This window comes from Burkholderia sp., from assembly GCF_018375725.1.
GTDB lineage: Bacteria > Pseudomonadota > Gammaproteobacteria > Burkholderiales > Burkholderiaceae > Burkholderia.
This window is the reverse complement of sequence record NZ_JAHACR010000278.1, coordinates 1-5620: the sequence shown is the minus strand read 5'-3', so window position 1 is coordinate 5620 and position 5620 is coordinate 1. Positions and strand designations below refer to the sequence as shown.

General features: G+C 67.9%; 5 protein-coding genes and 1 pseudogene. All 6 read right to left on the bottom strand.

Annotated features, from left to right (window positions below; translation table 11 throughout):
- A pseudogene (locus KH616_RS20625) lies at positions 1 to 127 on the bottom strand (pilus assembly protein); the annotation flags it as partial.
- The gene (locus KH616_RS20620) at positions 120 to 1478 is read right to left on the bottom strand and encodes a CpaF family protein (protein ID WP_292250359.1); all 1359 of its coding nucleotides are present in this window, start codon (positions 1476 to 1478) and stop codon (positions 120 to 122) included. The pseudogene KH616_RS20625 and the gene KH616_RS20620, both read right to left, overlap by 8 nt.
- A gap of 3 nt (positions 1479 to 1481) precedes the next feature.
- Positions 1482 to 2741, bottom strand: coding sequence for a fimbrial protein (locus KH616_RS20615; RefSeq protein ID WP_292250357.1), 1260 nt, complete (start codon positions 2739 to 2741; stop codon positions 1482 to 1484).
- A gap of 48 nt (positions 2742 to 2789) precedes the next feature.
- A complete protein-coding gene (locus KH616_RS20610; RefSeq protein WP_292250356.1) occupies positions 2790 to 4124 on the bottom strand; it encodes a type II and III secretion system protein family protein in 1335 nt (444 codons plus the stop codon).
- Positions 4125 to 4194: 70 nt separating this feature from the next.
- On the bottom strand, positions 4195 to 5106 hold the full coding sequence (gene cpaB / locus KH616_RS20605; protein ID WP_292250354.1) for a Flp pilus assembly protein CpaB: 912 nt from the start codon (positions 5104 to 5106) through the stop codon (positions 4195 to 4197).
- Positions 5107 to 5193: 87 nt separating this feature from the next.
- Positions 5194 to 5620, bottom strand: a 427-nt coding sequence (locus tag KH616_RS20600) for a TadE family protein (protein ID WP_292250352.1), incomplete at its 5' end; no start/stop codon positions are given.

Sequence of the window (5620 nt, the reverse complement as noted above, 5' to 3'; positions counted from 1 at the left end):
GCTCGATCCGGCTGTCGATGAAACGCTGCGCATCCGCGCGTCCGCGCTTGCGCTCGCCGTGCCGCCACAGCAGCAACGCTGCGGCGACACATGCAAGCGCGAGCGCGAAAGCCACCAGGCTATACATTGAAGCCTCCGCCGCCACGGCCGAAGCCGTTGCCGCCGAATCCGCCGCCACCGAACCCGCCGCCCGACAGCGTCTGGCGGAAGCGCGCGAGCTTCGGCGAATGCGGATGGATGCTGAGCGATTCCCAGTGATCGATCTCCTCGCCTTCCGGCGTCACGCGCGCCTCGTAGCGGTACAGTTCCTGCGTCGCGATGATGTTGTCGGACAGCCCCGTGACCTCGGTGATCGACAGGATGCGGCGGCGGCCGTTCGACAGGCGGCCGATCTGTACGATGAAGTCGATCGCGTTCGCGATCTGGCGGCGCAGGCTCGATTCCGTGCCCTGGAAACCGGCGAAGCCGGCCAGCATCTCGAGACGGTACAGGCACTCGCGCGGCGAGCTCGCATGCACGGTGCCCATCGAGCCGTCGTGGCCGGTATTCATTGCCTGCAGCATCTCGAGCACCTCGCCGCCGCGGACTTCGCCGACGATGATGCGATCCGGCCGCATCCGCAGCGTGTTGCGCAGCAGATCGCGGATCGTCACGACGCCGGTGCCGTCGAAACCGCCCGGCCGGCTTTCGAGCCGCACGACGTGCGGGTGGTTCAGCGACAGCTCGGCCGTGTCCTCGATCGTGACGACGCGTTCGGGCTCCGGAATGTAGAACGCCAGCGCGTTCAGCAACGACGTCTTGCCCGAACTCGTGCCGCCCGACACGAGGATGTTGCAGCGCGCCTCGACGGCGGCCTCCAGCAGCGCGCCGATCTCCGCGTTGAACGTGCCGTTGGCGAGCAGGTCGGCGGGTTTCAGCGGATCCTTGCGGAACTTGCGGATCGACACGACCGGGCCATCCAGCGACAGCGGCTCGATCACGACGTTGACGCGTCCGCCATCCGGCAGCCGCGCGTCGACCATCGGGTTCGATTCGTCGAGACGGCGCCCGATCGGCGCGAGAATCCGCCGGACGATCCGCAACAGGTGCGCGTTGTCGGTGAAGCGCACCGGCAGCTTCGACAGCATGCCGTGGCGCGACACATAGATGTCGTTGTAGCCGTTGATCAGGATGTCCTCGACGTGCGGATCGGCGAGCAGGTCCTCGATCGGCCCGAAACCGGCCAGTTCCTTCGTCAGCGCCTCCGCGACCGTGCGCACCTCGTTCTCGTTGAGCGGGATGCGGCGCAGGCGCACGAAGCTGTCGATCTCCAGATCGACGAACTGGTTGATCGCCTGCCGCGACCAGCGGCCGAACTCGGCGCCCAGTTCCTCGATGCGCGTCAGCAAATGCTCGTGCGCGGCATGCTTGATGTCGTGAAATTGCTGCGTCTGGGTGAACGGCGCGGCGCCGTCGGCGAATTGAATGTCGTGTGCCATCGCTTACGATCGCTTGGACGAAGGTTGAATGAAACGCCTGAGCGCGGACAGGCCGGTCGCGGCCCGCGGCGTCGCGGCGACGCCCGTGAGCCGTTCGGCGAGCGGCTCGAGCGCACGCACGTAAGGGTCGCGCTCGGCGATGTCGACAATGAGGCGGCCCTGATTCGCCGCATGGCCGATCGGCAAACGGCGCGCCGGCAGGGTCGCGAGCAGCGCGACGCCGAGCCGCTCGACGATCTGGCCGGGGGTCAGGTTCAGCGCCGGGTCGTACTGGTTGACGACGAGCCGCACGCGGCCGAGGTCGACGCCCGCATCGCGCAGCCCTTCGAGCAGATCGACCGCCGACACGATCGAGGCGACACCCTGATCGCAGACGAGCCACGCCTCGTCGGCGGCGCCTGTGACCTGCGCGACGAACTCGCGGTTCGAAAAACCGCCGAGATCGACGATCTGCTGATCGAAAAACGCACGCAGCCGGTTCAGCAGCCCGACGCACGACGCATACGACACGTCGCGCAAATCGGCGAGATTCGGCGGCAGCGTCGTCAGCGCGACACCGCTGGCATGACGGGTCAGCGCGGTATTGACGAAGGTGCGGTCGAAGCGGCGCAGATTGCGGACCGCCTCGACGAAATGGAACTCGCAGCGCGTATTGAGGAACAGCGCACCGTCGCCGGCGGGCAGGCCGAGGTCGACGAGCGCGGTCTGCCGGCCGTGCGGCGCGGCCGCGCCGAATGCGGCGGCACTGCCCGCGGCGCGCTTGTGCAGCCAGACGGCGAGATTCGCGGCGAGCGTGCTGACGCCCATGCCGGGCCGCCCGCCGAGCAGCACGACGAGCTTGCCGTGACGGTTCGCCGGTTCGCCGACATGCTCGAGGAGTCCGCGCGCAATGCGCAGCGCGTCTTCTGCCAGCCCGGATACGTCGATGAAGTCGCGCACGCCGGCGCGGAGTGCGGCGAGCGCGCCCTCGGGTTCCGCCAGCGTGCCGAGCGCGACGATCGGCAGGCCCGGATTCGACACGCGCACCGCGGCGGCCGCGGCGCTGGCCGCCTCGTGCGCGCCGGAAAAATCGATGAACACGATCGCCGGGTTCACGCCCGCGATGCGCTGTGCCAGCACGGCCGGTTCGAGCGGCGCCGCCTCGACCGCCCCGGTCGATACCAGGGTGTCGCCGAGCCAACCGACATGCTTTTCGTGCAGCGACGCGCAGACAAAATAGTCGGTCACGGCAGGCTCAGCCAACGAATGCGTTCTCGCGTTCATGTCGAATACCCTCGGTTAAGCGTCGCGCGGCGCTGCGTATTGCCTCGCTCATTTCGAAAATCCCGGTGCCGCGTCCGGCGACGCGATGCCGCCGAGGTACGCGCGCCAGACCGGGCCGCCGCGCTGCTCGGACAACTCGCCCGGCGTCGCAGGCAGCGCCGCGCCCTTCGCGATCGGCGCGACCAGATGCGGCGTCACGATGATCAGCAGTTCCTTGTCGTTCTGCTGATAGTTGAGCGTCTTGAAGAACGCGCCGATCACTGGCAGATCGCCGAGCAGCGGCACCTTGTCGATATTCGACATCGTCTCGCGATCGATCAGGCCGCCGATCACGAAGCTCTCGCCGTCGCCGAGCTCGACCGTCGTATCGGCGCGGCGCGTCGTGATCGCGGGTACTTCCACGCTGTTGATCGTCACGCCGTGCACGAAATCGAGCTGGCTCGACTCCGGTGCCACCTTGAGCGCGATGCGGCGCGCACTCAGCACGGTCGGCGTGAGCGTCAGGCCGACGCCGTACTGTTTCCACTGAATCCCCGTCGCGCCGAGCCCCTGCGGCACCGGCACCGGGATCTCGCCGCCCGCGAGGAAGCTCGCGCTCTGCCCGGACAGCGCGACGAGCGTCGGCTGCGCGAGCACGCGTGCGAGATTGTTCGCCTCGAGGATCGAGATGTTCGAGAAGATGCCGCGACCCGCCGCGTTCACGACGAGGTTGAATGCCGACGCCATCGGCAGGCCGGCCGACGCCGTGAATGCCTGGGTCGCGGCGCCGCTGAACGACTGCAGGCCGCTCGGCGAAAACGCGCCGAACGCGAAGCCATTGCTCTGCTTGAAAAAATTCAACCCGGCCTGCTTCAGCACCGCCTTGCTGAACTCCACGACACGCACGTCGACCTGCACGACGTTCTTGCCGCCGACCACCGACGTGTCGATCACCGTGCCGTCCTTGCCGCCCGTGCGCTTGCCGACCGCGACCGCGCGCGCGTGCGCGTCGAGCGACGCGGCCGAACCGGACAGCACCGCCGCGCCGCCATACGCCTTCACGTCCGGCGTCGAACTGTCCAGCACCGCGGGCGCGGCCGCATCGACGACATTGACGGTCCAGACACGCGGTTCGTCGCGCCCGTGCTCCCATACCATCACGTTGGTCGAGCCGGGCGCCTTGGCGACCAGCAGCACGGCGCCCGTGCGGCTGCCCTTCATGACCAGCACATCGGCCACGGCCGGATCGCCGACTGCGACGCGCTGCAATGCCCGGCCAACGGCGATCTGCCGCTGCGAGCCGACCGCAAGCTCGATCGCGCCGGCCGTCCCCGCGGCGACGGCCAGCGTGGCGAATGTCATGGTCCAGATGGCAATCGCGAATGCAAACAGTTTGATTTTCATTGTGTCGGTATGGCCGTCGACCGGCTCTCTCTTCCGTCGCTGCGTTCTCTGACTTTGCGGGTTGTTCAATTCAATTGGCGACCGTCTCGATCCGGCCGCCGCGAATCACTTCGATATTGCCGCCCGATCGCGACGGGGCGCTGACACGCGGTGCGATCGCGGGACGCGGCGCACGCGCATTGTTCCCGCGCGACGCCGACAGTTCGTCGAGCGACACGCCCGCCGCCGCCATCGCCGACGGCGCCATGTCGCCGGCGGCGCGCATCGCGACGGTCTGCGACGCGACCTCGTCGTCATGCGGATTGCGCAGCGCGAGCGTCAGATGGCCGCTCGACTCGGCGAGCGTCAGCGCGTCGACCTGCCCGGTCGGCACCGCGAGCACGACCGTGCGCGCGCCGCCCGCCGGCCCCGCGTTGAGGTCGCGATCGGGCGCCGCATCGCCGAACGACAGCACGAGCACTTTCGACAACAGCAGGCGCGCATGCGTCCGCGGAATCTCGGTGCCTGCCTGGCCAACGCCGCCCCCCTCGCGCTTCAGGTTCAGGAATACGTCGACATAGTTGCCGGGACGCAGCCGGTTGCCGACCGCGTTCGTCTCGTCGACCTTGACCGCAATGGCGCGTTCGCCCGGCGACACCTGATCCGCGAGCCCCGACGTCAGCGCGCCCACCAGCACCGGCGACGCCGCCAGAATGTCGTTGGCCGGCACGCGGCCGACGAGCGCCTCGGGATCGCTGAACGCGCCGGTCGGCAGCACGGGGGTCTGCGCGAGCTTCAGCGCGTCGGCCGTGATCGGCTGGCCGGCGGGCAGCAAGCGCGCGGCGACGACGATCGGCACGGTCTTTGTGACGGCCGCCGGCTGGGCGACCGCCACGGGTGCGCGCGCGGCACTGCCGCGCCCGAGCATCCATGCATAGATTCCCAGCAGAACGGCAGTCGCGATCAACAGCCCGGCGACGATCTTGGTCAAGTTATTGGCCATGGTGAGGGTTGGGTGCCGTAGTAGTAATGCTTGTCGTTGGTTTGTGATTCGTGCTTCAGGTGTTCGGGATACGTCGCGTCCGTTGCTTCATATGATGTTCGCCGGATTGATCTGGACGGTCGCCGTGCTGGTCAGCGCGCTGGGAACGGCGAGCCCGAGCAGCGGCAATGATGGAACGAGCGGGTATTGCGCGTACGGATAGGTCACGGTGACAGTCACGCAATACATCGATGGGTCGTAGCTGCATTTTTGCAGTGCCTGGCACGTCGGCTTGCTCATGTTGGGCAGCCATTGGGTGAGGCTCAGAGCGGTGTGGCAGGCGGCATCGGCCCGCGACGTCAGCGCCGCCTGAGGCGTGGCTGCCGGTATGTAATTCAACGCGGCCCGCGCCCCTTCGGTCGCCGCGAGCGTGAGATTCTGCTGCACGGCAAAAATCAGCCCGAACGTGACGATTGCGTAGAAGATCAGGAAGAACAGCGGGAACACGAGCGCGAACTCGACCGCCGTCGCGCCT

What these genes read in the sequence shown, in the direction of transcription:
- cpaB (WP_292250354.1), bottom strand. Translation starts at nt 5,106, where the DNA reads ATGGCCAATAACTTGACCAAGATCGTCGCCGGGCTGTTGATCGCGACT.
- KH616_RS20620 (WP_292250359.1), bottom strand. Translation starts at nt 1,478, where the DNA reads ATGGCACACGACATTCAATTCGCCGACGGCGCCGCGCCGTTCACCCAG.
- KH616_RS20615 (WP_292250357.1), bottom strand. Translation starts at nt 2,741, where the DNA reads ATGAACGCGAGAACGCATTCGTTGGCTGAGCCTGCCGTGACCGACTAT.
- KH616_RS20610 (WP_292250356.1), bottom strand. Translation starts at nt 4,124, where the DNA reads ATGAAAATCAAACTGTTTGCATTCGCGATTGCCATCTGGACCATGACA.